This is a genomic window from Mucilaginibacter sp. P4_D1 (assembly GCF_056401935.1).
This window is the reverse complement of the sequence record NZ_JBFUIJ010000001.1, coordinates 239,571-263,253: the sequence shown is the minus strand read 5'-3', so window position 1 is coordinate 263,253 and position 23,683 is coordinate 239,571. Positions and strand designations below refer to the sequence as shown.

Below are 23,683 nucleotides of genomic sequence, written 5' to 3'. Positions count from 1 at the left end.
GTGGAAATGTGCGATTCCCCTCTCGAGAGGGGCGGAGGGGTGTGTTATGCACGCGCAATGAAACGTGGAAAAACACACCCCTGCCAACGCGCTTTCCACCGCGCCCCCTCTCGAGAGGGGAATAAAAAACATTTGATAATCAATAGCTTACGATTATGTCATTATAAGGTACGAAGCAATCCCCTACATGCTAAGTCCCAAATAGTTCGGGATTGCTTCGTACCTCAATGACGGTGGTTTAGGGCATTGGTTTGACTATATTCACTGCACGTCATTACTGTTTCTCCCCGGCAGCGGCGGTTGGCGGCAGGCGCAATATCCCCTCATCTTGTCACACAACACATTGTCCAAACGTCTTCAAATAAATCGTTACTTTACATGATGAAATTATTACTTAAGCTTAGTTTCTTTTTTGTTGCCGTGTTGATGGGAAGCCATGCCCAAGCCCAAACCCCGATAGACACATTGGAATTTTTACCCGTTGGCGGAATTAAACAGGTCGTTAAAATTGAAGGCGCCGACCGCTCGAAACCACTGTTCCTGTTTATCACCGGCGGCCCCGGCTCGGAGGGTATATATGATGAAAATAAAGCTTACCTGGGCGAGTTAAAAAAATATTTTACCGTAGTGGCCTGGGACCAACGCAACTGCGGACAAACATTAAAACTTAACCCCTCGCCCGTTAAATTAACCGTTGCCCTGTTTGAAAACGATACCCAGGAATTGGTTTTGGCTTTGCTGAAGCAGTTTCATCAGCAAAAGCTTTTTTTAATGGGTTGGTCTTGGGGAACGGTGTTAGGGTTTTACATGGCCGATAAACATCCCGGGCAGCTGTATGCCTATATGACCGTTAGCCCTGCCGTTAATCAATGGGAAAGCGAACGGATCGCTTTAAACGAACTGAAGCAAAAGGCAAAAGCACAAAAAAATAAAAAGGCGATTACTGAGCTGGAAAAAGTGAAGATCCCATTTAAAAACGGTGAGCAGAACTATTATGACAGAAAATGGCTTTCGCTCCTGAACGGCGAGGACATTGGCGACACTACGGAATTTAAAAAGTATTTTACAGAAAACGGCGAGATGATAGCGCTTTTTAAGGAGGCCAATTTTATTAACTTAACAGCTTCCCTGCCTAAAGTCAATTGCCCGGTTTACTTTTTTGTCGGCCGAAACGACCATCAAACCAATTACGCTATTTCGGAAAAGTACTACAAGCAGTTGATAGCCCCTAAAAAAGATCTTTTCTGGTTTGAAAAATCCGGCCATTTGATCCCGGTAACCGAACCCCGGCTAATGCAGGAAGTTGTGATAAAGAAGATTTTACCACAGACTACAATCCTTAATTAAAGCGCAATTGTTCAATCATTGAACCGGACTAATAAAACAATAAATGGAGATTTTGATACAAAACACCCGGCAAACTGATGTACCCGGTATTTTTGCGCTCTACGATGATGCCATCGCCTACCAGAAAAAAGTAGGAAATAACCACTGGCTGGGCTTTGAGCCGGCACTTATCGCGCAGGAGATTGCTGAAGACAGGCATTACACAATACTGGCGGACGATACAATCGTTGCCACCTTTTGCGTTACCTTCAGCGATCCGCTTATTTGGAAAGACTTAAACAACACCGCTGCAATTTATATCCACCGCATAGCCACAAGTCAGGCTTTTCGCGGCCACAACCTGCTTAAACATATTATCAACTGGGCCTTTAGCTTTTGCAAAGAACCATTCCCTAACCTACGTGCGGTTAGATACAGGTGCCGGTAACGGCCGGCTAATTAACTATTATATCAAAAACGGGTTCACTTTGCTTGGCAATACAACCGTCGATTTTGAGCCCGGGCTTCCGGCGCATTACAAAGACGGAGTTTTCGCACTTCTACAGATGCCTGTTGGTTAACTTGCCTGAGGTTTATATCAATAAACCTTATAATCGCATATTTAAAGTCGGTGGCAACCAGGATAATACCCGTCATTGTGAGTACGAAGCAATGACGGGTGGTTTGGAGCACTTGTTTGACTATATCCATCGCACTTCATTACTGTTTTTTTGGGCACAGTTGGTGGCGCGTTGGCAGGGGTATGTTTTTCCGCGTTTCATTGCGCGTACATCCCCCCTCCGTCCTTCTCAAGAGGGGATTCGCACGGTCCCGCCGCTTTTTATGCAAGAATTTCCGTTACAGCTGCATGATTAAAATTTTCTTAAAAAATTAATCCCAATTGTATCACCGCCACCTATTTAAGCGTAATAGTTAATATGAAAACAAAACTTACCCTTATCAAAATTTTAAGCCTTTTAACGGCTGTTTTAGCATTTACTTTTTCTGCCTGTAAAAAGGATGCAAGCGGCACCGTTAATATTACAGGAAAATGGGCTATCCTGCAATTCCAGGGAATTCAACAATACGAATTTAAAAATGGCAACCAATTTCAATACGATATTATAGCCACAGATTCGGTTACCAAAAAAATAATAGGATACCGCTTCAGAGTTACAGGGAAATACACTGTCAAAAATGATTCGTTAATTATGTTTGACCAGGTAAATTATTCAAACTCAAAAAACAATTATGGCCCCGTAACCGAACTTATACCCGTTGACGGCTCCAAAACCGCTGCTTACGGCGTGTCGCTCAACGGCCAGAAAAATAAACTTTCACTTTACTTTACCTGCCCGTTTAACGCCGATTGTGTTCCCTCGCCTATGGTTTTTAATAAGCAGTAGGGTATACCGGACGCTCTATGCCTTGACTATTCGGCTGAACCATATTTTACTATGAGTTTGAAACTCGAGGCAGCTGGGAATTTATAATTCCGTTTGTTAGCGCTTTATCGGTAGATCATTAAGATAAACCATAAATTTACGCTCATTATTTCATAGTGAAAATGAACATAGCCTTAGTCAGTTACCAAAACAAAAAATCAACTCAATCGCATTTAGAAGAAGATTTTCAACTATCAAAATTCCTTGAAACCAAAGGTTTGATTATTAAGAGCGTAGTATGGAACGATTTACAAATTGATTGGAAACAATTTGATGTTGTTATATTGAAATCGCCCTGGGATTACCATGATAATTTTGATTCATTTATATTGTGGCTAAGTGATTTAGATGCGGCTGGAGTCAAAATATTAAATCCGCTTAAAACAGTACTATGGAATAGCGATAAGCATTATTTACAGCAAATTGCCGACGATGGTCTACCTGTAATTCAATCTGCATTCCTCGAGAAAGGACTCGTGCCAGATCTGGCGGAATTACTCGATAAATCCTTAAGCAAAAAATTGATTATTAAACCATGCGTAAGTGCAAGCGCTAAAAATACCATGTTACTTACATTGGATAATGTTTCACTGGTACAGAATGCAATTAACAGCCTTTTAGCTCATGAAAGTTTCCTGTTTCAACCTTTTATGGAAGAAATTTTACAAGGTGAATTGTCTTTTATGTTCTTTAACGGCAATTTTAGTCATTGTACTTTAAAAGTTCCTAAAACAGGCGACTTTAGAGTTCAAAGTGAATATGGCGGCTCCGTTCAAAAAATAAAACCAGATACTGCGCATCTTCAAACAGCCGGCAAATACGTTGAAAAGTATGGCAAAGGCACCTTATACGCCAGGGTTGATGGAATAATATCAAATGGAACTTTTGTTTTAATGGAGCTTGAGCTTATTGAGCCGTATTTGTTTTTAAACAGCCATGAACAGGCTTTTGATAATTATTACCAAGCCTTACTTCAGTTAATACAATAGTTTACAACAGGTTAAAGCTTGCCATAGCGGCCAGTAGGTGATTTACGATAATTCCAACTATTCAATAAATAACTCCAAAACACTCCTTATAATCATTGTCTGAAAAAAAGATATATGCTTTGTCATCAATTGTTAATGCTCTGATCGTTATATGAGCGTAAGTATCGGCAGTAGCTAGTCTTTTTAAAAGTTTGGCCCAACTTTCATTATAAACGCCCTTTTTTTCTTTAAATTGATACCTTAATGTGTAAAGTGAAAAGGCGTTATCTTTTTCTAAAATCACAGGCCCACCTTCGAAATTGGCTATAGTGAATTTTTTAAATAAATTCTTTACTTCTTCTTTAATATCACTCGACTTATTAACTGCTTCCTTTAAAGCAGCCAATTGCCATTGAAGTTCCTCTTTTGTTGCCATTGCTCATTAATAACACCGATTTCGAATAAGATGATGAGATGTTTTAAAAGCAAAAATAAATACGAAATCGAAATTTCCAATTCCGAAATCAAATCATTCCAACCCATACTCCTTCAACTTCCTATACAAAGTACTCCCCCCTTAGCGCAAATCTTGTGTAAAGGACAGAGCCAGGAGGACTTGTGATCGTTTCTTTACCAGGTATCTTCCCTTTCCCGTCAGCAGAACAGCTTCGGGCGAAAACGGGCAAAATAATGCGGGGTTGTGCGGTTGTAAGTTTTGCACCTGCGTGGGGCAAAGCGGCATTGCAGCAGCAACCTTAAGTTTTATATCGGAGCAATGCGAAAAACGCAAAAATCATGGTTAACACATGTTAACCATGATTTTTACATAACACATTGATTATAAATAATTTAAGTAAAAATAAATCGAAATTATGTTAACCTTTGTTAACCATGATTGCTTACCAATTCAGCTGAAAGCTGAAACCATGTTTTACCACGAGTTCAAACTCGCGGCAGCGGCTGGGCGAATTACTCATTCTAACCCATACTCCTTCAACTTCCTGTACAACGTAGCCACCCCAATATTCAGCAAATGGGCCGCTTCGGCACGGTTACCGTGCGTATGGTTAAGCACCCGTTGGATATGAAGTTTCTCTACCGATGAAAGATCAAAGGCGGAAATAGGCGCCCCGGACTTTATTTGTTGTTGTTGGATTTCGTAAGGCAGCAGGCTTTCGTCCAGAATATTGTTATCGGTGAGTATTACGGCGCGTTCAATTACGTTTTTAAACTCACGGATGTTGCCGGGCCAGTTATAGGCTTCCAGTTTGCTTACAAACTCGTCGCTAAGCTGGTTTACCTGCTTTTTAACTTTTAGGGCAAAGTATTGCATAAAATATTCGCCCAGCAACTTGATATCTTTTTTACGCTCGCGTAGCGGGGGCAAGGTGATCTGGAAAACCGATAAACGGTAAAACAAATCCGACCGGAAATGACCTTCGTTAATTTCGGCCTGCAAGTTGCGGTTGGTGGCCGCAAGTATGCGTACATTAACCTGGGTAGGTTTGGTATCGCCAATTTTTAAAAACTGCTGTGATTCCAGCACGCGGAGCAGCTTGGCTTGCAGGTCGTGGTCAAGTTCGCCAATTTCATCTAAAAATATAGTGCCACCCGAGGCTTCCTCAAACAGTCCTTTTTTATCTTTAACAGCCCCGGTAAACGAGCCGGCTTTATGGCCAAACAGTTCGCTCTCCAGCAATTCTTTGGTAAAGGCGCTGCAGTTTACAGCCACAAACGATTTGGTATTGCGGTTACTGGCCTGGTGAATGGCCTCGGCAAAAATTTCTTTCCCGGTGCCGGTTTCGCCTAATAGTAAAACAGTGGTATCGGTTAAGGCTACTTTTTGGGCCAGCTTAATTACATCGCTAATGGCGGTAGATTTGCCAATCAGCCTGTCGAACCCGAATTTATCGTTCAGTTTACTTTGCAGCTCCAGTACCTTTTGCTGCAAAAGGGCCTTATCCATGGCTTTACTTACCAGCGGGATTATCTTTTCGTTATCGTCGCCTTTGGTAATGTAATCAAAAGCACCTGCCTTAATGGCCTTTACGCCATCGTTGATAGTGCCATAAGCGGTAAGTACAATTACCTCGGTAGTTGGATATGCTTTTTTGATGGTATCGGTAAGGGTAATACCATCAGTATCGGGCAGCTTAACATCACTCAAAACAACCTGGATATTCTCCTGCTGTAATTTACGCAGACCTTCTTTAGCCGTACCTGCCGTAATTACCTCATGCCCTTCCAGTTGCAGAATGCGGGCCATCAGGTTACGCAGGCGTTCCTCATCGTCAATAATTAATAGCTTACCTTGTTGCACTTTTTGATTATATGATTTATGTTGATTTCACCGATTAACATCCGACAGGTCTTTTCTCTACGAACATCAACGAAATAAATCAGCACACAAACATAGCTATTTTCAAATCTTCAAATTCTCAAATTTTCAAATTCAAAAACTACCACCCACTCCTTCTCACAGCCCTCACCAATCGCCTGTGCCTGCGGGCATCATAATAATCGCTGGTTACCAGTATCGAGTGGATAACGCCGGGGATCCAGAAGCAAAGTGTTAAAAATATATTGAGTATAAACGCACCGATGCGGCCGGTTGTGAGTATGGCCAGGGGCGGGAATAAAAAACAAAGAAAGTATCTCATGGCTGTTTAGTGTTAAACTGTTATGATTTAGACCAATGCGCCCGGCAATTGTTACGGCCTTTAGTCTTTCAAATTAAGCGGCAGCTGTTCGCCAAAAAACAGGGCTTTCAGTTCGGTTGCATCATTGGCAAGCATTTTGCCGCCCAGTATCAACCGCAGTTGGCGGCGGCGAAGAGCTCCTTCAAACAACGCTATCTCCTCATCCGTTTCGGGCAATGATGCCGGCACCTGGGTTTTTCGCCCGTCGTTATCTAAAGCTACAAAGGTGTAGTAAGCCTCGTTGCTTTTTACCTTGGTGCCCGATGGTATATTTTGTGCCCATACATCCATTCTCACCTCAACCGATGTGGTAAAAGCACGGGTTACCCTGGCTTCTATGCTGATTACATCGCCCAGCTTTACGGGGGCCTGGAAAGATACATTATCTACCGAGGCAGTAACCACAATACGGTTGCAATGCTTTTGCGCCGATATAGCGGCGGCAATATCCATCCAGTGCAGCAGGCGTCCCCCCATCAGGTTGTTTAATGTATTGGTATCATTGGGTAATACCAGTTCATTCATAATGGTATATGATTCTTTAGGCGATTTTCCTGTCATGGTACAAATATAGGGAGAAGAGCCAAGAGTTAAGAATCAAGAGTTAAGACAAAGGGGGAGCCTCACCTAAATCCTCTCCAAAGGAGAGGACTTTTATTAGCATGATGGAAATTATCGATTTTACCTAAACATTATGCCAATCAAGAACCCTCTCCTTTGGAGAGGGCAGGGTGAGGCTCTTTTATTTAAAAACCCCTACCTTTAACCAATGATCTTCGATTTCAGATTAAAGGTATTTTACACAGTTGCACAGCGGCTTAGCTTTACCAAAGCGGCCAGCGAGCTGTTTATTACCCAGCCCGCTGTTACCAAGCACATTAAAGAACTGGAACAACAGCTTAATGTGCAGCTGTTTAAACGCAATGGCAACAACATTTCCCTTACCACCGCCGGCAAGGTACTGGCGCAATATGCCGATAAGATATTCCAAACCTACAGCGCACTTGAAACCGAACTGGCGCAGCTTAATAACATCGAGGCGGGTACCCTGCACATTGGGGCCAGTACTACGGTAGCCCAAACCATTTTGCCCAAAATACTGGCTATGTTTAAGAGAACATACCCCGAAATCACCTTCAACTTCATCCAGGCCAATACCGACCAGGTATCCCAAATGATTATGGACGAGAAGCTGGACATTGCCATCATCGAAGGCTCATCTCACTCGCCCCAGCTGGCGTATTCGCCATTTGCCAAGGACGAGATTGTATTAGTAACCCGGGCCAACAATAAGTTATCAAAAAAGGCAGAGATCAGCCCGAAGCAATTATTAGATATCCCCCTTGTTTTACGCGAGGCCGGATCGGGTACCCTAGATGTTATTTACGAAGCTTTGGCAGGCGTACAGATCAGCCCCAAAGAGCTAAACATCGAAATTCAGCTGGAGAGCAGCATCGCCATAAAACAATACCTTTTATACTCAGATACAGCTACTTTCCTATCTATCCAATCGGTAGTAAGCGAGTTAAAATATAACGAGCTAAGCATTATCGATATTAAAGGGCTCGAGATTTTCCGCACGTTTCAGTTTATCCAGCTGCATGGCAAAAACAGCAAACTCATTGAACTTTTTAAACGTTTTTGCCTGGCTAATTATAACTTAAAGTAATCGTATATTACTTTATATCATTTGTTTGCTATCAGCTTTACAGCCACATTTGAGTGCTGAATTAAAGAGCGGGTTATGGAACAAATTGATACTGATATTTGCATTATTGGCGCGGGGCCGGTTGGTTTATTTGCAGTTTTTGAAGCAGGGCTTTTAAAAATGCGCTGCCACCTGATTGATGTGCTGCCGCAGGTTGGCGGCCAGCTTTCCGAAATTTACCCGCACAAGCCTATTTACGATATCCCCGGCTACCCCGAAGTTACCGCCCAAGAACTGGTAGACAGGTTGATGGAGCAGATAACCCCCTTCCACCCCACCTTTAGCCTGGGCGAACGGGTAGAAACCCTGCATAAGAACAACGACGGCTCATACACCATCCAAACCAACGATAACACTACCGTGCATTGCCAGGTGGTGGTTATTGCCGGCGGCCTGGGCTGCTTTGAACCCCGTAAACCGGAAATTGACCGACTGCTTGATTTTGAAGGCAAGGGTGTAGCCTACATGGTTAAAAATCCCGAATTGTTCCGTAATCGAAAAGTGGTTTTGGCCGGTGGTGGCGATTCTGCCCTGGACTGGGCCATATTTTTAGCCAACGTTGCCGAACGTGTTACCCTTGTTCACCGTGGCGATACTTTCCGGGGTGTGCCGGATTCTGCCGAAAAAGTTTTTGAACTGGCCAAAGAGGGTAAGATAGACCTCATCTTAAAATCAAATGTGGTAGCTCTCACAGGCGAAGGCCATTTGCAGGAAATAACTTTGCTGGATAGAAACAACGAGGTAAGCCACATTGCCGCCGATCACCTGATCCCGCTGTTTGGCCTTAGCCCCAAACTTGGACCAATTGCTAACTGGGGCTTAAACATTAGCTTCTCGGCCATTGAGGTGAACACCAGGGATTACAGCACCAATGTAGAACGTATTTATGCCATTGGCGATATTAATACCTATCCCGGTAAATTGAAGCTGATCCTTTGCGGTTTCCACGAAGCCGCGCTGATGGCCCAAAGCGCCTTTAAATATGTTTACCCCGAGCAAAAACTAAGTTTTAAATACACCACCGTTTACGGCGTAACCGCCTTTTAGCCATGATCAACTTAATTATTGAAGACCGCAACGGCGACCGCCAGCCTGTAGAAATCCCCGAAGGTATTAACCTTAGCCTGATGGAGGTTTTAAAAGCATCCGAATACGATATACTGGCCACCTGCGGCGGCATGGCCCTGTGCGCCACCTGCCACGTAGAAGTAATAGAAGGCCCCGAACAATATTTTCATGCCACAGATAACGAGCTGGACATGCTGGATACCCTGCCCAACGCCGATGAACACAGCCGCCTGGCCTGCCAGATGCGGGTTACCGAGGAGATGGATGGGCTGATAGTGAGACTGAAACAAATGCCTTTTTAGATAGTTTAGAGGTAAAAGAAGTTTTTGCCAACACTGTTAATTACAATAAAGTACTGGGTTAAGATGGCGATAAGCCGGCTGAAACACCTAATTAACCAAACCCCGGATAATTTCATAGTAAGCATCGCTCACGGGTAGTTCGATAGCCGTTAGCCGGGCTTTACGGTTTTGGATGGATTTTATTTTACTTAGCGGCACGATATAGCTGCGGTGAATACGCTGAAATTTATCGGGCGGTAGTTTTTTTAGCACCTCCTTTAATGGCATTTGCGTAAGCACGGGTTTGTCGTTTGTTAAATGGATGCGGATGTAGTTTTCCATGCTTTCGATGTATTCGATGGTGTTCAAGTCTATTTTTACCACCCGGTATTCGGAGTTCACGTAAAGGCATTCATCGGGACTATTTAGCTTGTCACTTGCCCGGTTTTTATATTGGTAATAGGCCAGTGCTTTTTCAACGGCACGGGTAAAGCGTTCAAGTTCTAACGGTTTTTCAACAAAATCAACCGCCTCCAGTTGGAAGCCGTCGTAAGCATATTTCCGGTACGAGGTTGTGAAAATAACCATTGGCTTTACAGTTAGTGACCTCATGAGGTCGATACCCGAGATATCGGGCATGCTGATATCCAGGAAAAGGAGGTCGATGGTTGTGGTTTTCAAGAATTCGGCCGCCGAAATCGCATCTTCGAATGTGCGGACGAGTTGCAGCGCAGGAAACCGCGATACATATTCGCTAATAAGCCGTAAAGCTAAAGGTTCATCATCAATGGCTATACATTTAAGCATCATGGATTAAGTTGGTAAGGTTAGCTGAACAATGTACTCCTGGTTATCGTTACTGATATCTAATACATACTTGCCGGGATATAAATGATCTAAACGTTTGCAGGTATTTTTGATACCTATCCCGGTGCTGTGGTTATCGCCGTTGTTTAAACCGAATATGCGGTTTTTACAATAAAAGTGCAGGGTATTTTCGCCGGCAACCAATTTAATTTGAATGGTTGCGCTTTCGTGTTTGCTTACACCGTATTTGAAAACATTTTCAATAAAGGTCATGAGCAACAGGGGCGCTATTTGTTTTCCGTCGATATCGCCCGCTACCTCAAAATTAACAACAGTAAGGTTGCCGGTGCGCAAACGCTGCAGTTCAATATAGCTGGCAATACAATCAACCTCGCGCTGCAGGGGGGCAAAATTCCCGGTAATGTCTTCAGTAACGTAGCGCATTATTTTTGAAAGCCGCATAACGCTGTCGGCGGCATGATCGTCCCTGGTTAAAACCAGCGTATAGATATTGTTCATGGTATTGAACAAAAAGTGCGGATTGATTTGTGCCTTTAAAAAAGAGAGTTCGGCGGTGGCTTTATCCGCTTCGGCACAGGCTGCCCTTTGCTCGGTAAGCAACCATTCCCGGATAGTTTTAATGGCAGTGCTAAAGGCAATTACCGTAAAAAAGATGAAAAAACTGGTAATATCAAGCGGCTGCCCAAACGGCGACCGGCTTAAAGGCCTATCGCGAAAGGTTGACAAATTGGGGCTTTGCCCAGGCGGCCTTCCCGGTTGAAAATGTTCGCTACCAGGTGCGTCTAAAGGCGGCCGCCGGTTGGAGGGGGACCTGCTATCGTCGTCTCTTTCCCTGATGTGCAGTAAGCGGTCAAACGGCCGGATACAATAAACGCCAAAAAATAGAAAAAAAACAGCGGCACCAAACAATACATGTTTTTTACGGAGCAACAGCCGCGGAACAAAAAAGTAAGCATTGCTGTAAAAAACGACCATAAAAGTAAGTCCGAATAACCAATAGTCGGGGCTTTGTACCAAGGAGATGTCACCGTCAAAACTGCCGCCCCTATGCAGAAAAATAAGCGGGATACCCATGAGCGCGATCCAGCCGGCAACATGCAGAATGATGGAAATAACTTTAATTCGTGACATAGGATAAAGTAACACAATAGCTTCCGCAGAGAAGTGAAAACATCGGTGACTGGCTTAAATGTATAGATGAAATGGCAAATGCGCAATTTACGCAGCGGGTAAATACTGATTAAAGTACTCATAGGATCTTAAAAAATACTGCACTTTGAACGACGGTAAACCTTTCACCACCAAAAAATGGGCATTCATCCATACCCTCTATTTTTAACTAATGTTTGCCGCTACGTTTACATCAGGTTTAAAAAACACCAGTTATTTGGGTGTTAAAGCACATACCTGGAAAGCAGGGGAATACAATTGCCCCTGTGCTGCTTCAAGGTTTTAATTTGATAAAAAAGGTAAAACGGTAGCCTTTGCCCTATCTGTACACGATTTGTAATATGAAATTTAAAATATTGGCGATAAGCATTTTGCTGTTGAGCAGCAGGTTATACGCGCAGCAAAAAAACATTTCAGGCATTATTGTCGACAGTGTTACCCGGATGCCGGTTAATGGTGTCACTGTGATTTTAAATCCCATAAACAAAACGGACATTACCGACGAAACAGGGCGCTTTGCTTACCGAAACGTAGGGCCCGCGGCGCAATCACTTACTATTACTGCCGTTGGCTACCAAAAAAAAACTGTGTTATTAGCCGAGCTTAAGCTGAGCCCGCTGATTGACCTGAGCCCCAGGCTTACGCTGTTAACCGATGTAGTAATAACCGCTGATAACCCGAACCCTTATAAGGCGATCAGCGAAACCGATATTAAGCTCCGCGGGGTATCCAATTCGCAGGAAGTGCTGCGTATAGTGCCGGGCCTGTTCATTGGCCAGCACCAGGGCGGAGGTAAGGCCGAGCAGATTTTTTTGCGTGGTTTTGATAATGACCATGGTACCGATATCAATTTGAGCGTTGATTATATGCCGGTAAATATGGTTTCGCAGGCACATGGCCAGGGTTACGCCGACAGCCATTTTATTATCCCCGAAACGATAGAAAGTACAAACTATCAAAAAGGGATGTATAATGTGGAAAAAGGCGACCTGGCCGTGACCGGCTTTGTAAACTTTAACACAGCCAACACCATTGCAGCCAACCAGTTTAAGGTAGAAGGCGGACAGTTTAACACCTACCGGGTGTTTGGTATGGTTAACCTGCTTGGCCAAAAAGCCAAAACCAATAACCAATCGTGGTATGCAGCTTCAGAATACCGGTACAGCAACAGTTATTTTGATAATCCGCAGCATTTTAAACGCTTTAACTTTTTTACCAAATACCACGGGAGATTGAACGCCAACAACTGGCTCAGTATCAGCGTATCCACTTTATACAGCAAATGGAAAGCATCGGGCCAAATCCCGGAAAGCGCTGTAAATGATGGAGCCATCGGCTTTTACGGCTCACTTGACCCCAACGAAGGCGGGGTAACGTCACGCACAAACGTAAACGCCCAGCTTTTAACCACGCTTCCAAACCACGATATCGTCAAAAACCAGCTTTATTATTCGCGTTATAAATTTGATTTGCACACCAACTTTACATTTTACCTGGCAGATACCGTTAACGGCGATGAGATACGGCAACGGGAAGCCCGCAATTTGTACGGCTACAACGGCAGTTACCAGCACGAAGGCTACATCGGCAATACCAAATTAACAACGGAGGTGGGTATTAATACCCGGCTGGATATGACCAAAGGTTCGGAATTATCCCATACCGCTAATAACTTCACGGTCATCAACCCAATTAAACTGGGCGACATTACCGAACTGAGCGCCGGGGCCTACCTGGGCGAAACAGTACAGTTCAGCTCAAAATTTTTGGTGAATGCCGGGTTAAGGTTTGACCAGTTTTATTACCGGTATAACAATAAACTGGCTACCGACACTACACTTAATGGCATTGGCATGTATACCGCCAATAACAACACCATTAGCCCTAAACTCAACTTTTACTACCGTGCTAATGATAAAACCCAATTCTATTTATTAACAGGCAGGGGCTTCCACTCCAATGATACCCGTGTGGTAGTAGCTCAAGGTGGTTTCCAAACGTTGCCCGCTTCTTACGGTGCAGATGCCGGTACTGTATTTAAACCACTCAAAAACCTGTTGTTTAACGCTGCCTTGTGGTATAGTTACCTGCAGAAGGAATATGTATATGCGGGCGATGGCGGCTCGGTAGAGTTTAGCGGCCGAACCCGCCGTATTGGGTTCGATCTGTCCGGCCGTTACCAGCCGCTTAATTCCCTGTATTTTGATGCAGATGTAAATTACGCCCAAGGCCGCTCGCTCGGTGACCCGGCCGGTGAAAATTATATTCCGCTGGCGCCGGTTTGGAGCAGCACAGGAGGTATAACCTACACGCTTAAAAACAGACTCAATGGCAGCTTGCGCTACCGCTACCTTGGCGACCGCCCCGCAAATGCCGATTATAGCCTTACCGCCAAAGGCTATTTTATAAATGACCTGGTATTAAATTATACCCGGCCCAAATACGAAATTGGCCTAACCGTCAATAACCTGTTTAACGTGCGGTGGAAAGAAACCCAGTTTGAAACCATTACCCGGCTAAAAAACAAGGCCTCTGTTGACGGAATTGCTTTTACCGCCGGCACTAAATTTGCCGCTTTGCTGCACCTCGGTTACTTCTTTAAGTAGCAAGGAAAGTCTGCTTTTACATTAACAATCAAGCTAGCCACAACAATGGTACCTGCAAAAGACCGCCGGGACTCCTGGAACAAGGTACTATTTGCAGCATTACCTCATAATTATCGTTATAAGCCCAATGGCCGCACGGTAAAGCTGGAGCCGGGTTAGCCGGATAGGTTTTAATTTTAAGGAGGTAAACAGTGTAAACCATTTTTTTATTTCGGCCTGCGGGTTACCGCTCTGTAACACGGCTTCATATAAAATGGCAAACAGGCATACGGCCATGGTAATGTGGGTGAGTACAAATAATGCGTTCATGGTAGTAGTGTTAAGTGTAAATGAGTTTGTTTTTTACATCATCATTTACCAAACAAATGCCAGTTACACAAATAACTAAAAATCAAATAGTTAATAAATATTAATTTATAACAGCGCTGCGATATATCGTTAAAATACGGCCGAATACACGCTATTTGATTAAAGGGCAATGAGGTTGCGGTAGTAAAACACTTGAGTTACATTTTACCCGGGCATAATAATGTACAACAATATTTTTAACTTCATTTCCTGAGACTCTCAACAAGGCCCCAAGTCTGACACTTTCCAATTTTCAAATTTCTGTTGTTTTGATATCAAAATCTGATACTTCCCCATAACTATCTTATTTCCTGTCTCTAATCTCTTTATTCTTCCCCACGGACGTTCCCGCTGCTTTGTAAAATAAGCCAGGTTTAGGTATCATTTATTTGTGTTATGTCATAAAATGTATTTCAATTTTGTTTTCACTTGCAATATATGTAGTTAACTACGTAGATTTGTACATAAATTAATTATTATGAATACTTCACTTGAAATTACCCCCTTAAACAATGCTTACTGTGAGCAGATCATCGATATCATATTACCCATACAGCAAATAGAATTTAATGTGCCCGTAACGCTGGAGGGGCAACCCGATTTGCTGGATATTGAAACCAATTACCACCAAACCGGCGGCAACTTTTGGGGTGCCAAAATTAATGGCGAATTGGTTGGCACCATAGCCTTAATAGCCATCGACGGTAAGGCCGGGGCATTGCGCAAAATGTTTGTACGTAAAGAGTACCGGGGCAAAGAACTGGGCATTGCGCAGCGTTTGCTGGATGAATTAATTGCTTATTGCCGCCAGCAGGATATTACCGCCATATACCTGGGTACAGTAGATTTGTTGAAAGCGGCACACCGCTTTTACGAAAAAAACGGCTTTGCCCAATTGGCTAAACAGGACTTGCCGCCATCATTCCCGCTGATGGGTGCCGATAATATTTTTTATGAGTTACATTTGAACAATTAACCACAAGCGGATGAATGTAATTGATGAATCGGGCATTTTAGCCATTAGTACCCGGCTGCAGCGCCTTGCCGACACCCTGCGCAAGGATGGAGTGCTCATTTACAAAGCCAATAATATTGATTTTGAGCCCAAGTGGTTTCCGGTTATTTATACCCTGCATTTTAAATCCGTGCTAAGCGTTGTTGAGCTGGCTAACGAAATTGGGTACACCCACCCCTCCACCATCAGCCTGCTGAAGGAGTTGGAAAAAGAAAAACTTATCCGTTCGAAAAAAGACAAGGCCGATGAGCGCAAACGCCTCGTGCTGCTCACCGCCAAAGGCCAGGAACTGGTGGAGCGAATGCACCCCATTTGGACCATCATCAAAGCCGCCGCCGCCGAACTTACCGATACGCAAAACAACATTATGAAAGCCATTGACGAAGTAGAAGAGCAAATAGGCCTGCAAAGCTTTTTCGCCCGGGCGCAACGGTTAAAGAATGAGGGGAAGCAAATGGGTTGATCGTTTTAACACCGTCCAGGTCGAACATAAACCGGGAGTACCTGTTGTAAATAAATATAAAAGATCGGTATCAATCGCTGTTGACATACTGTTGTCATTATTGCCTGCTTATTTTGATCTATAAACCCTATTGCGGGATTATTTGTATTTTTACATTACACATGGATTTTAATTTAACTTCCCAATACTTCCCCACCGGCGATCAGCCTGAAGCCATCAGGCAACTGGTTGAGGGCGTAAACAACGGCGATCCGTTCCAGACACTTTTGGGTGTTACAGGGTCGGGCAAAACGTTTACGGTGGCCAATGTTATCCAGCAAACGCAAAAGCCCACACTGATACTCAGCCACAATAAGACCCTTGCGGCCCAGCTTTATGGCGAGTTTAAGCAGTTTTTTCCCGAGAACGCGGTTAATTACTTTGTATCCTATTACGATTATTACCAGCCCGAAGCTTTTATACCCACCACTAACACCTACATTGAGAAGGACTTACAGATAAACGAGGAGATTGAAAAGCTGCGCCTGCGCACAACCTCGGCCCTGATGTCGGGCCGCAGGGACGTGATCGTGGTGTCCTCGATATCGTGTATTTACGGTATGGGTAATCCGGAGGATTTTGCACAATCGGTATTCAAATTCGCGGTGGGCACCCGCATCAGCAGGAATGCTTTTTTACACCGGTTGGTCGAGATATTATACGCCCGCACCACCGCCGATTTTAAGCGCGGTACCTTCAGAGTTAAGGGCGATACAGTTGATATTTTTCCGGCCTATATGGACCACGCTTACCGTATTTCCTTTTTTGGCGATGATATTGAGGAACTGACGACCTTTGATGTAAGCACCGGCAAAACCATCGAAAAAATGACACATATGGTGGTTTATCCCGCCAACCTGTATGTAGCCCCGCGTGAACGCTTTGTGCAATCCATCTGGGCTATACAGGAAGAACTGGAAACCCGCAAAAAGCAATTCATAAACGATGGCCGTTTCCTGGAAGCCAAACGCCTGGAAGAAAGGGTTAATTACGACCTGGAGATGATTCGCGAATTGGGCTACTGCTCTGGTATCGAGAATTATTCGCGCTTTTTTGACGGCCGTTTACCGGGAGCGAGGCCCTTCTGTTTATTGGATTATTTCCCGGATGATTACCTGATGGTTATAGATGAAAGCCACGTAACTGTACCCCAGATCAGGGCGATGTATGGTGGCGATAGGTCGCGCAAGATGTCGTTGGTCGATTATGGCTTTAGGCTGCCGGCTGCGTTGGATAACCGCCCCCTTAACTTCCATGAGTTTGAAAAACTGGCGCCGCAAACGGTTTATGTAAGCGCAACGCCCGGTGATTTTGAATTGGAAAAATCGGAAGGTGTAGTAGTACAACAGGTTATACGCCCCACTGGGTTGCTCGATCCAATCATTGAAATACGACCGGTAATAAACCAGGTAGACGATTTGTTAGACGAGGTTGACCGCACTATAAAAATGGGCGACCGCATCCTGGTAACTACCCTCACCAAACGCATGGCCGAAGAATTGGCTAAATATATGGACAGACTGGGCATTAAATGCCGTTACATCCACTCCGAAGTAAAAACACTGCAAAGGGTAGAAATTTTGAGAGGATTGCGCCTTGGCGAGTTTGATGTACTGATAGGGATTAACTTATTACGCGAGGGATTGGATTTACCGGAGGTATCGTTGGTAGCCATCCTGGATGCTGATAAGGAAGGTTTTTTACGGTCGGAACGTTCATTAATCCAGACTATTGGTCGTGCCGCACGTAATGATCGTGGCCGGGTTATCATGTATGCCGATAAAATCACCGACTCGATGCAGATAACAATGGATGAGACAAATCGCAGGCGAGAAATCCAAATTGCATACAATACCGCGCATGGCATTACACCAACCACGGTAGGTAAATCCCGCGAAGAGATTATGGAGCAAACATCCGTTGTCGACTTTAAAGGCGGGGTACAAAAGGCTTATGTAGAAGCTGATATGGCAACGTTAGCAGCCGACCCTATTGTTCAGTATATGACCAAGCCCGATTTGAAAAAATCAATCGACAATACCAAAAAAGAAATGCTTGCCGCCGCCAAAAATATGGACTTTTTATTGGCAGCCAAACTGCGCGATGAAATGTTTGCGTTGGAGAAGATGATGGAGGAGAAGTTTTAATTAGATGTGCAGATTTTGAATGTGCAGATATGCAGATGAGGAACTTAAACACCCACGATAATGTAATGTTTGTAAAATGATTGCAAGATTTGTCCGTCCGCATTCCTAAAAACCATCTGCACATCTGAAATCTGCACATTTGCACATCTATCCATACATCTAAAAACAATTTCTCCGTTATATACTTATATTTGTAAGCTTAAAATTAATCAGATGTTACTTATTCGTTTCCTGATCATATCAATTTGTGTTTTATACATTATCCGCAGTTTAATGCGGTACCTGATACCTGCTTTGTTCCAAAGCGTCATCAATAAAGCGCAGCAACAGGCTCAGCAGCAGCAAAACTATCAGCAAAGAAAACCCGAAGGCGCCATAAAAGTTGACTACATTCCCGAAGGAAAAAAAGGCAAATTACCCGATACCGAAGGTGAATTTGTTGATTATGAAGAAGTAAAATAAGCCTTTTATGCTGCCCGACGAAGTATACAAACGACGCCCCAACCACAACAACACACCTGAATCGATAACATTGATTATTGCCAATTTTATTGTGTTTGCCGTGGCTACACAGTTGTTTGTATCTGCTACCAAGATCCATACGTTTTTTTGGGTGGTAGTTGCCGCATTAGCGGTTTATAACTTTTTCAACATCCGTAAGTACCGGGAAGATTACAACAAAGCACAGGTAATAGCTTATATTTTAAGCTTGATTATCATGGTTATTTTCTTTTTTGTAATGCGCAGCCGCTAGTAAGCCTGTTAAGTAATTCCTTTACAACTAATAATTCCTATTCCCGTTCAATTTTCTATTTTTGAGGAATTAATATCCATTTCAAAAAACTTAAATGAATAACTGGTTCAAGCGCAATAGTGTCCATCTCATTATTGTAGCAATTTTTATAGCAATTTCCTTTGCTTACTTCATTACTCCACTAACACAGGGTAAAGTATTATTTCAAAGTGATGTATCTCAGGCGCAGTCCATGCAAAAAGAGATCAATGATGTTAAGGCCGCTACAGGTAAAGCACCATTATGGACTAATCAAATGTTTGGGGGCATGCCTGCTTACCAAATCTGGGCTTCGTTCCCCTCAAACATTACCTCACATGTTATTGATATTTTAAAGATTGTATTCCCTAACCCGGTTGATACCATACTGCTTTATTTATTAGGTGCATACCTGTTATTCAGCGTATTGCGACTTTCGCCCTGGCTGGCAGCTGCGGGGGCAATAGCTTTTGCGTTTTCGTCATACAATTTTATTTATATCACCGCGGGCCATAGTAACCAGGCTTATGCTATTGCATTTTTTGCGCCTTTGCTTGCGGGCATTATTTTAACGTTACGTGGCCGGTACCTTTTAGGTGCTTCGCTTACAGCGTTTTTCCTGGCAATGGAAATCCGCAGTAATCACGTACAAATGACTTATTACCTGCTGTTATCTATAGCTATATTATTGGGTATCGAGCTTTACCATGCTATAAAAGACAAGCAAACCAAGCCATTTTTAAAATCGATGGGCTTTTTGGCGGCAGGCATAGTGCTGGCTATCGCGGTAAATGCAGGTACCTTATGGACAACTTATGAATACAGCCAATACACTATCAGAGGCAAAGCAAACTTAACTGCCAAAGGCACTGAAGGTCCTAACCACGGGTTAGATAAGGATTATGCTTACACCTGGAGTCAAAGCGTTGGTGAGTGCCTTACGTTTTTAATTCCGAACGCTTACGGAGGTGGCAGCAGCACCGTTGCCGACGATGACTCTAAGGCGGTAAAAATATTAACCGATAAGGGTGTTGATGCAGGCCAGGCGCAGGGGTTTGTTTCGCAATCATTGTATTACGGCAATAAGCCAAGTACATTTGGCCCCTGGTATTTTGGCGCAGCCATATGCTTCCTTTTCATTTTAGGCCTGCTTATTGTTAAAAACCGTATTAAATGGTGGGTTTTAGGAGCAGTGTTGTTAAGCATGCTGTTATCATTCGGTAAAAACTTACCTTTCCTGTCCGATTTCTTTTTCAATTACGTACCCATGTACAACAAGTTCAGGGCGGTTGAATCAACGCTGGTCATCGCGGCATTTTGCTTCCCTATATTGGCACTGCTTGCTGTTAACGAGGTTATTACCAATACCGATAAGGCATTTATTTTCAAACGTGCCAAAATTGCGTTTTATATTACAGGCGGCCTATTATTAATTATGATAGGGGTTCCGCAAATATTGTTGAGTTTCAGGGCTGATGAGCATGCGGCATTTGTGGCCAATCTTACCCAAATATTTAAAGGCGATACCGGCACTGCAAATTCTGTTGCCAACGCAATAATAGATGACAGGGAAAGCCTTGAACGTGCCGACGCTATCCGCTCGCTAATTTTCGTTGTGTTAACGGCAGGCCTGTTGTGGTTAATTATCAAACAAAAAATAAAAGCAAATATTGCTGCCTTAGTGCTGGCTGTAATTGTTATAATTGACATGTGGGGAGTTGATAAACGCTACCTGAAGGATGCAAACTTTGTAGCCAAATCTGACCTGGAGCAACAGTACACGCCGCGCGAGGTTGATCAGTTTATTCTCAAGGATACCGATCCTAATTTCCGCGTATTTGATATGACATCGGGCGATCCTTTTCATGACTCACACTCATCTTATTTTTATAAAACTGTAGGCGGTTTCCATTCAGCAAGGTTGAGAAGGTTTGATGAATTGATTCAAAACCAATTTACCAAAAGCGTTAACCACGATGTACTGGATATGCTGAATACTAAGTACATCATTACTGTTGATCCTAAATCGGGCAATGCCGGTATGCAAGCTAACCAAACAGCCTGCGGCAACGTATGGTTTGTAAAAAGCGTAAAATTTGCCGAAAACGCCGACCAGGAGATGCAGGCCATCAGCAGCTTCTCGCCAAAAGACGAAGCCATTGTCGATAAGCAATATAAAGGCATGATTGATGGAAAATCGGTGGGTGCCGATCAAGCTCCAACCACCACTATAAAATTAACCAAATATGAGCCGGAGCACCTGACTTATGAAAGCAGCAGCCCGGTAGCACAGGTGGCCGTGTTTTCAGAAATTTATTACGATAAAGGTTGGAGCATGACTATTGATGGTAAAGAATCACCTTACTTCCGTGCCGATTATTTGTTAAGAGCTGCGGTGATCCCTATTGGTAATCACACCATCAAGTTCGATTTCCATCCCACATCTTATTATGCAGGTGAAAACATCTCTTTAGCGGGATCTATTCTGCTGGTATTGGCTTTAGGTGGTGCAGCTTATACTGAAACTAAGAAAAAGCCGGCAGCTAAGCCGGTTGCAAAAAAAGCCTGATATTGGTGGATTAAAATTATCTGACAAAGAGCGATGGGCGAAAGTTCATCGCTCTTTTGTTTATGTTAATCATTTGTCCGCTTATTCTTCAGCCAGTACCAGCCAAGATTAAAAGCTATCACAAAATGATTTAATACTGTTGGAATCAAACCATAATATCGCCTCATAATATCAAAACGTTCCTGTAAACTCTGGCGATGCTTTTTTTTGGACATCCCTCCTACCAGGTATTTGGCAACATACCTGTTTACATTGACTATCTTTTTCGCTTTTTTTGCAGCCCGGATAATCCATTCAATATCTGCACTTAATTGATACTGCCTATCAAAGGGTTCGGCTAATGCCCGCCTTACGTAAATAGCCTGGTGACTGATACTCATACCGTATTTGAACCCGCGCCAGGTAAACTGTTCGGGGGCCTTATGACGGCGCTGGCCTAAACTTTCGCCACTGTCTGCTATCATTTCGGTTTCGCCGTAATAAATATCGGCATCATCGGTAGCGGCAAAAACATCGGCCACGGTATCTGCATCAAAAAACTCATCTCCGGAATTCATGAAGATAACATAGTCACCAGATGCCAAAGCTAATCCTTTATTCATGGCATCATAAATGCCATTATCCTTCTCGCTTATAAATTTGCTTACACTATCCTGGTATTTCGAAATTACCTGTAAAGTTCCATCAGTAGAAAGGCCATCTGCAATAATGTATTCGATATTGTTGTAGGTTTGATTTAAAACAGACAAGATGGTACGTTCGATATCGCGTACGTTATTGTATACTATCGTGATAACGCTAAGCTTAGGATTAAACATCATCACCTCCTGTATCCTTTAACAAGCTTTGATAAAGTTCGATGTGCTTTTTGGCAATCACCTCTTCAGAAAACGTTTCCATTACCGTATCCCGGGCCTGCTTTTGCAGCAACTGTGGTTGCGGATGTTTAATAACCCACTCCATACCATCTGTAAAGCTCCCTGCCGAACGATAGGTGGCCAGGTAGCCGTTATATTCATGCTTAACCATATCGGGTATGCCGCCCGTTGTAAAGGCTATTACGGGCGTTCCGCAAGCCAGGCTTTCCATAACGGTATAAGGCAGGTTATCTTCAAGGGAAGGAATCAGGAATGCATCGGCAGCGGCATAATACAATGCCAGCTGTTCGTCGTTATTTATCGTGCCTAAAAAGCTGGTTTTAAATGGAAAATCGGGCAGGCCTTCCGTTCCACGATTGCCAAAAACAACCAGTTCTATTTTTCCGGCATCTACGCCCAAACGCTGCTTCAGCAATTCCATGCTGTCCAGCAGATATTGGGTGCCTTTATGTAAATCTTTACGCGACGGCATAAACCCGCTTAAAAAAATGAATTTGTCGGTTGGTAATCCCGCCTTTTCTTTTGCCTCATGTTTGTCAACGGGCTTAAAAATATCTGTTTCGAGGGTGTTGGGTATATGATGAACCGCTTTACCTTGCATCAGGCTGCTTGCGGCTATTGATTGCTGCATCCACAAGCTTGGGGCAGCTATGGCAAAATCCAACACCTCATAAGCCTCCTTTTTTTGCTCCCATATCTGGTGCGAAATATCGGTATCCGAAGGCTTGACCAGCAATGGGCAGTTACCACATTCGCGCATAAAATGATCGCAGGCATAACGTACGTGGCAACCACCTGTAAAGGCATTGCTATCGTGAAAGGTCCATACAACTGGCTTATTAAGTTTGGTAATCCCGGCAATATGCTTCGGGTCAAGAAAACCATGATTGATCCAGTGCAGGTGAATAATATCGGCATTCTTAACATCCGGGTGATGGATGACAGAACGGCCAAACCAGGCAAATGAAAACGGTGTTTTCATCAGCGGTTTTAAAAAACGTTTGGCCAAAATCCGCTCCAATATAATAGTAAAGGCAGTGTATGATTTTTGGATTTTGTTGGAATTGAACGTACCTATTTGTGGGTTGCTGCCAAATTTATAATGCACCAGCATTTTTGATGCTACACCCTGGCTTATTAATGCCCGGTTAAGACGCATGCAGCCGCGACCTGCGCCGCCGTTGCCATCATAGGTATTCAGATGCACTACTTTTAACATATTCCAAAAATAAGGTTATTCACACCACAATATGAATTATGCAATCAACCCACCCCGGGGCAAACCCGTCCAATTGGGTTAACATAACTTAACACATTTTAGATAAAATACCTACAAGTACTTGGTAATAAATA

23 protein-coding genes are annotated in these 23,683 nt (G+C 43.5%); 14 read left to right on the top strand and 9 right to left on the bottom strand.

From position 1 onward, the window contains the following. The first annotated feature begins 378 nt into the window (after positions 1–378). The 4 genes from AC1DV1_RS01060 (at position 379) to AC1DV1_RS01045 (ending at position 3,760) form a co-directional block, all read left to right on the top strand. Positions 379–1,347 (top strand): alpha/beta fold hydrolase, encoded by a 969-nt coding sequence (locus AC1DV1_RS01060; protein WP_477353954.1) that lies wholly within the window; start codon positions 379–381, stop codon positions 1,345–1,347. A gap of 43 nt (positions 1,348–1,390) precedes the next feature. Then, positions 1,391–1,774 (top strand): GNAT family N-acetyltransferase, encoded by a 384-nt coding sequence (locus AC1DV1_RS01055; protein WP_477353952.1) that lies wholly within the window; start codon positions 1,391–1,393, stop codon positions 1,772–1,774. Positions 1,775–2,264: 490 nt separating this feature from the next. After that, entirely contained in the window at positions 2,265–2,732 is a 468-nt protein-coding gene (locus AC1DV1_RS01050) for a hypothetical protein (protein WP_477353950.1), read from the top strand. Positions 2,733–2,893: 161 nt separating this feature from the next. Then, complete coding sequence (locus AC1DV1_RS01045) at positions 2,894–3,760, top strand: ATP-grasp domain-containing protein (protein ID WP_477353948.1); 867 nt, start codon at positions 2,894–2,896, stop codon at positions 3,758–3,760. Between the two features lie 61 nt (positions 3,761–3,821). Here the strand turns inward: AC1DV1_RS01045 and AC1DV1_RS01040 are convergent, their stop codons facing one another. The 4 genes from AC1DV1_RS01040 to AC1DV1_RS01025 all read right to left on the bottom strand — a co-directional run bounded on the left by AC1DV1_RS01040 (position 3,822) and on the right by AC1DV1_RS01025 (position 6,999). After that, complete coding sequence (locus AC1DV1_RS01040) at positions 3,822–4,175, bottom strand: hypothetical protein (protein WP_477353946.1); 354 nt, start codon at positions 4,173–4,175, stop codon at positions 3,822–3,824. Positions 4,176–4,712: 537 nt separating this feature from the next. Continuing rightward, positions 4,713–6,059, bottom strand: coding sequence for a sigma-54-dependent transcriptional regulator (locus tag AC1DV1_RS01035; protein ID WP_477353944.1), 1,347 nt, complete (start codon positions 6,057–6,059; stop codon positions 4,713–4,715). A 139-nt stretch (positions 6,060–6,198) separates the two neighbouring features. Beyond that, complete coding sequence (locus AC1DV1_RS01030) at positions 6,199–6,399, bottom strand: YqaE/Pmp3 family membrane protein (RefSeq protein ID WP_477353942.1); 201 nt, start codon at positions 6,397–6,399, stop codon at positions 6,199–6,201. A 60-nt stretch (positions 6,400–6,459) separates the two neighbouring features. Further along, a complete protein-coding gene (locus AC1DV1_RS01025) occupies positions 6,460–6,999 on the bottom strand; it encodes an acyl-CoA thioesterase (RefSeq protein ID WP_477353940.1) in 540 nt (179 codons plus the stop codon). Between the two features lie 208 nt (positions 7,000–7,207). Between AC1DV1_RS01025 and AC1DV1_RS01020 the strand changes: the two genes are divergently transcribed. The 3 genes from AC1DV1_RS01020 (at position 7,208) to AC1DV1_RS01010 (ending at position 9,516) form a co-directional block, all read left to right on the top strand. Then, a complete protein-coding gene (locus tag AC1DV1_RS01020; protein WP_477353938.1) occupies positions 7,208–8,107 on the top strand; it encodes a LysR substrate-binding domain-containing protein in 900 nt (299 codons plus the stop codon). Between the two features lie 75 nt (positions 8,108–8,182). Next, on the top strand, positions 8,183–9,193 hold the full coding sequence (locus tag AC1DV1_RS01015; protein ID WP_477353936.1) for an NAD(P)/FAD-dependent oxidoreductase: 1,011 nt from the start codon (positions 8,183–8,185) through the stop codon (positions 9,191–9,193). A gap of 2 nt (positions 9,194–9,195) precedes the next feature. After that, complete coding sequence (locus tag AC1DV1_RS01010; RefSeq protein ID WP_477353934.1) at positions 9,196–9,516, top strand: 2Fe-2S iron-sulfur cluster-binding protein; 321 nt, start codon at positions 9,196–9,198, stop codon at positions 9,514–9,516. An 87-nt stretch (positions 9,517–9,603) separates the two neighbouring features. Here AC1DV1_RS01010 and AC1DV1_RS01005 read toward each other — a convergent pair whose 3' ends face one another. Together AC1DV1_RS01005 and AC1DV1_RS01000 are read right to left on the bottom strand one after the other, a co-directional pair. Continuing rightward, a complete protein-coding gene (locus tag AC1DV1_RS01005) occupies positions 9,604–10,305 on the bottom strand; it encodes a LytR/AlgR family response regulator transcription factor (RefSeq protein WP_477353932.1) in 702 nt (233 codons plus the stop codon). Between the two features lie 3 nt (positions 10,306–10,308). Next, on the bottom strand, positions 10,309–11,454 hold the full coding sequence (locus tag AC1DV1_RS01000) for a sensor histidine kinase (protein ID WP_477353930.1): 1,146 nt from the start codon (positions 11,452–11,454) through the stop codon (positions 10,309–10,311). Positions 11,455–11,834: 380 nt separating this feature from the next. On the opposite strand from AC1DV1_RS01000, the gene AC1DV1_RS00995 reads away from it, so the two are divergent. Continuing rightward, positions 11,835–14,099 (top strand): TonB-dependent receptor, encoded by a 2,265-nt coding sequence (locus AC1DV1_RS00995; protein ID WP_477353928.1) that lies wholly within the window; start codon positions 11,835–11,837, stop codon positions 14,097–14,099. Positions 14,100–14,198: 99 nt separating this feature from the next. Here AC1DV1_RS00995 and AC1DV1_RS00990 read toward each other — a convergent pair whose 3' ends face one another. After that, a complete protein-coding gene (locus AC1DV1_RS00990) occupies positions 14,199–14,408 on the bottom strand; it encodes a hypothetical protein (RefSeq protein WP_477353926.1) in 210 nt (69 codons plus the stop codon). Between the two features lie 517 nt (positions 14,409–14,925). Here AC1DV1_RS00990 and AC1DV1_RS00985 point away from each other — a divergent pair. From AC1DV1_RS00985 to AC1DV1_RS00960, 6 genes are all read left to right on the top strand, one after another. Then, complete coding sequence (locus AC1DV1_RS00985) at positions 14,926–15,423, top strand: GNAT family N-acetyltransferase (RefSeq protein ID WP_477353924.1); 498 nt, start codon at positions 14,926–14,928, stop codon at positions 15,421–15,423. A 10-nt stretch (positions 15,424–15,433) separates the two neighbouring features. Further along, a complete protein-coding gene (locus AC1DV1_RS00980) occupies positions 15,434–15,925 on the top strand; it encodes a MarR family transcriptional regulator (RefSeq protein ID WP_477353922.1) in 492 nt (163 codons plus the stop codon). A 161-nt stretch (positions 15,926–16,086) separates the two neighbouring features. Continuing rightward, a complete protein-coding gene (gene uvrB, locus AC1DV1_RS00975) occupies positions 16,087–18,111 on the top strand; it encodes an excinuclease ABC subunit UvrB (protein ID WP_477353920.1) in 2,025 nt (674 codons plus the stop codon). Between the two features lie 213 nt (positions 18,112–18,324). Further along, positions 18,325–18,573 (top strand): DUF4834 family protein, encoded by a 249-nt coding sequence (locus AC1DV1_RS00970; protein WP_477353918.1) that lies wholly within the window; start codon positions 18,325–18,327, stop codon positions 18,571–18,573. Between the two features lie 7 nt (positions 18,574–18,580). Continuing rightward, entirely contained in the window at positions 18,581–18,865 is a 285-nt protein-coding gene (locus AC1DV1_RS00965; protein WP_477353915.1) for a hypothetical protein, read from the top strand. A gap of 94 nt (positions 18,866–18,959) precedes the next feature. After that, positions 18,960–21,452, top strand: coding sequence for a YfhO family protein (locus tag AC1DV1_RS00960; RefSeq protein ID WP_477353913.1), 2,493 nt, complete (start codon positions 18,960–18,962; stop codon positions 21,450–21,452). A 65-nt stretch (positions 21,453–21,517) separates the two neighbouring features. On the opposite strand, the gene AC1DV1_RS00955 is transcribed toward AC1DV1_RS00960, so the two are convergent. Both AC1DV1_RS00955 and AC1DV1_RS00950 read right to left on the bottom strand, forming a co-directional pair. After that, complete coding sequence (locus tag AC1DV1_RS00955) at positions 21,518–22,270, bottom strand: glycosyltransferase family 2 protein (protein WP_477354376.1); 753 nt, start codon at positions 22,268–22,270, stop codon at positions 21,518–21,520. Continuing rightward, the gene (locus tag AC1DV1_RS00950; protein WP_477353911.1) at positions 22,263–23,549 is read right to left on the bottom strand and encodes a glycosyltransferase; all 1,287 of its coding nucleotides are present in this window, start codon (positions 23,547–23,549) and stop codon (positions 22,263–22,265) included. Before AC1DV1_RS00950 ends, AC1DV1_RS00955 begins: the two co-directional genes overlap by 8 nt. Positions 23,550–23,683 lie beyond the last annotated feature (134 nt).

Coding starts and splice junctions, on each gene's coding strand:
- AC1DV1_RS01060 (WP_477353954.1), top strand. CDS start 379: ATGATGAAATTATTACTTAAGCTTAGTTTCTTTTTTGTTGCCGTGTTG.
- AC1DV1_RS01055 (WP_477353952.1), top strand. CDS start 1,391: ATGGAGATTTTGATACAAAACACCCGGCAAACTGATGTACCCGGTATT.
- AC1DV1_RS01050 (WP_477353950.1), top strand. CDS start 2,265: ATGAAAACAAAACTTACCCTTATCAAAATTTTAAGCCTTTTAACGGCT.
- AC1DV1_RS01045 (WP_477353948.1), top strand. CDS start 2,894: ATGAACATAGCCTTAGTCAGTTACCAAAACAAAAAATCAACTCAATCG.
- AC1DV1_RS01040 (WP_477353946.1), bottom strand. CDS start 4,175: ATGGCAACAAAAGAGGAACTTCAATGGCAATTGGCTGCTTTAAAGGAA.
- AC1DV1_RS01030 (WP_477353942.1), bottom strand. CDS start 6,399: ATGAGATACTTTCTTTGTTTTTTATTCCCGCCCCTGGCCATACTCACA.
- AC1DV1_RS01025 (WP_477353940.1), bottom strand. CDS start 6,999: ATGACAGGAAAATCGCCTAAAGAATCATATACCATTATGAATGAACTG.
- AC1DV1_RS01020 (WP_477353938.1), top strand. CDS start 7,208: ATGATCTTCGATTTCAGATTAAAGGTATTTTACACAGTTGCACAGCGG.
- AC1DV1_RS01015 (WP_477353936.1), top strand. CDS start 8,183: ATGGAACAAATTGATACTGATATTTGCATTATTGGCGCGGGGCCGGTT.
- AC1DV1_RS01010 (WP_477353934.1), top strand. CDS start 9,196: ATGATCAACTTAATTATTGAAGACCGCAACGGCGACCGCCAGCCTGTA.
- AC1DV1_RS01005 (WP_477353932.1), bottom strand. CDS start 10,305: ATGATGCTTAAATGTATAGCCATTGATGATGAACCTTTAGCTTTACGG.
- AC1DV1_RS01000 (WP_477353930.1), bottom strand. CDS start 11,454: ATGTCACGAATTAAAGTTATTTCCATCATTCTGCATGTTGCCGGCTGG.
- AC1DV1_RS00995 (WP_477353928.1), top strand. CDS start 11,835: ATGAAATTTAAAATATTGGCGATAAGCATTTTGCTGTTGAGCAGCAGG.
- AC1DV1_RS00990 (WP_477353926.1), bottom strand. CDS start 14,408: ATGAACGCATTATTTGTACTCACCCACATTACCATGGCCGTATGCCTG.
- AC1DV1_RS00985 (WP_477353924.1), top strand. CDS start 14,926: ATGAATACTTCACTTGAAATTACCCCCTTAAACAATGCTTACTGTGAG.
- AC1DV1_RS00980 (WP_477353922.1), top strand. CDS start 15,434: ATGAATGTAATTGATGAATCGGGCATTTTAGCCATTAGTACCCGGCTG.
- uvrB (WP_477353920.1), top strand. CDS start 16,087: ATGGATTTTAATTTAACTTCCCAATACTTCCCCACCGGCGATCAGCCT.
- AC1DV1_RS00970 (WP_477353918.1), top strand. CDS start 18,325: ATGTTACTTATTCGTTTCCTGATCATATCAATTTGTGTTTTATACATT.
- AC1DV1_RS00965 (WP_477353915.1), top strand. CDS start 18,581: ATGCTGCCCGACGAAGTATACAAACGACGCCCCAACCACAACAACACA.
- AC1DV1_RS00960 (WP_477353913.1), top strand. CDS start 18,960: ATGAATAACTGGTTCAAGCGCAATAGTGTCCATCTCATTATTGTAGCA.
- AC1DV1_RS00955 (WP_477354376.1), bottom strand. CDS start 22,270: ATGTTTAATCCTAAGCTTAGCGTTATCACGATAGTATACAATAACGTA.
- AC1DV1_RS00950 (WP_477353911.1), bottom strand. CDS start 23,549: ATGTTAAAAGTAGTGCATCTGAATACCTATGATGGCAACGGCGGCGCA.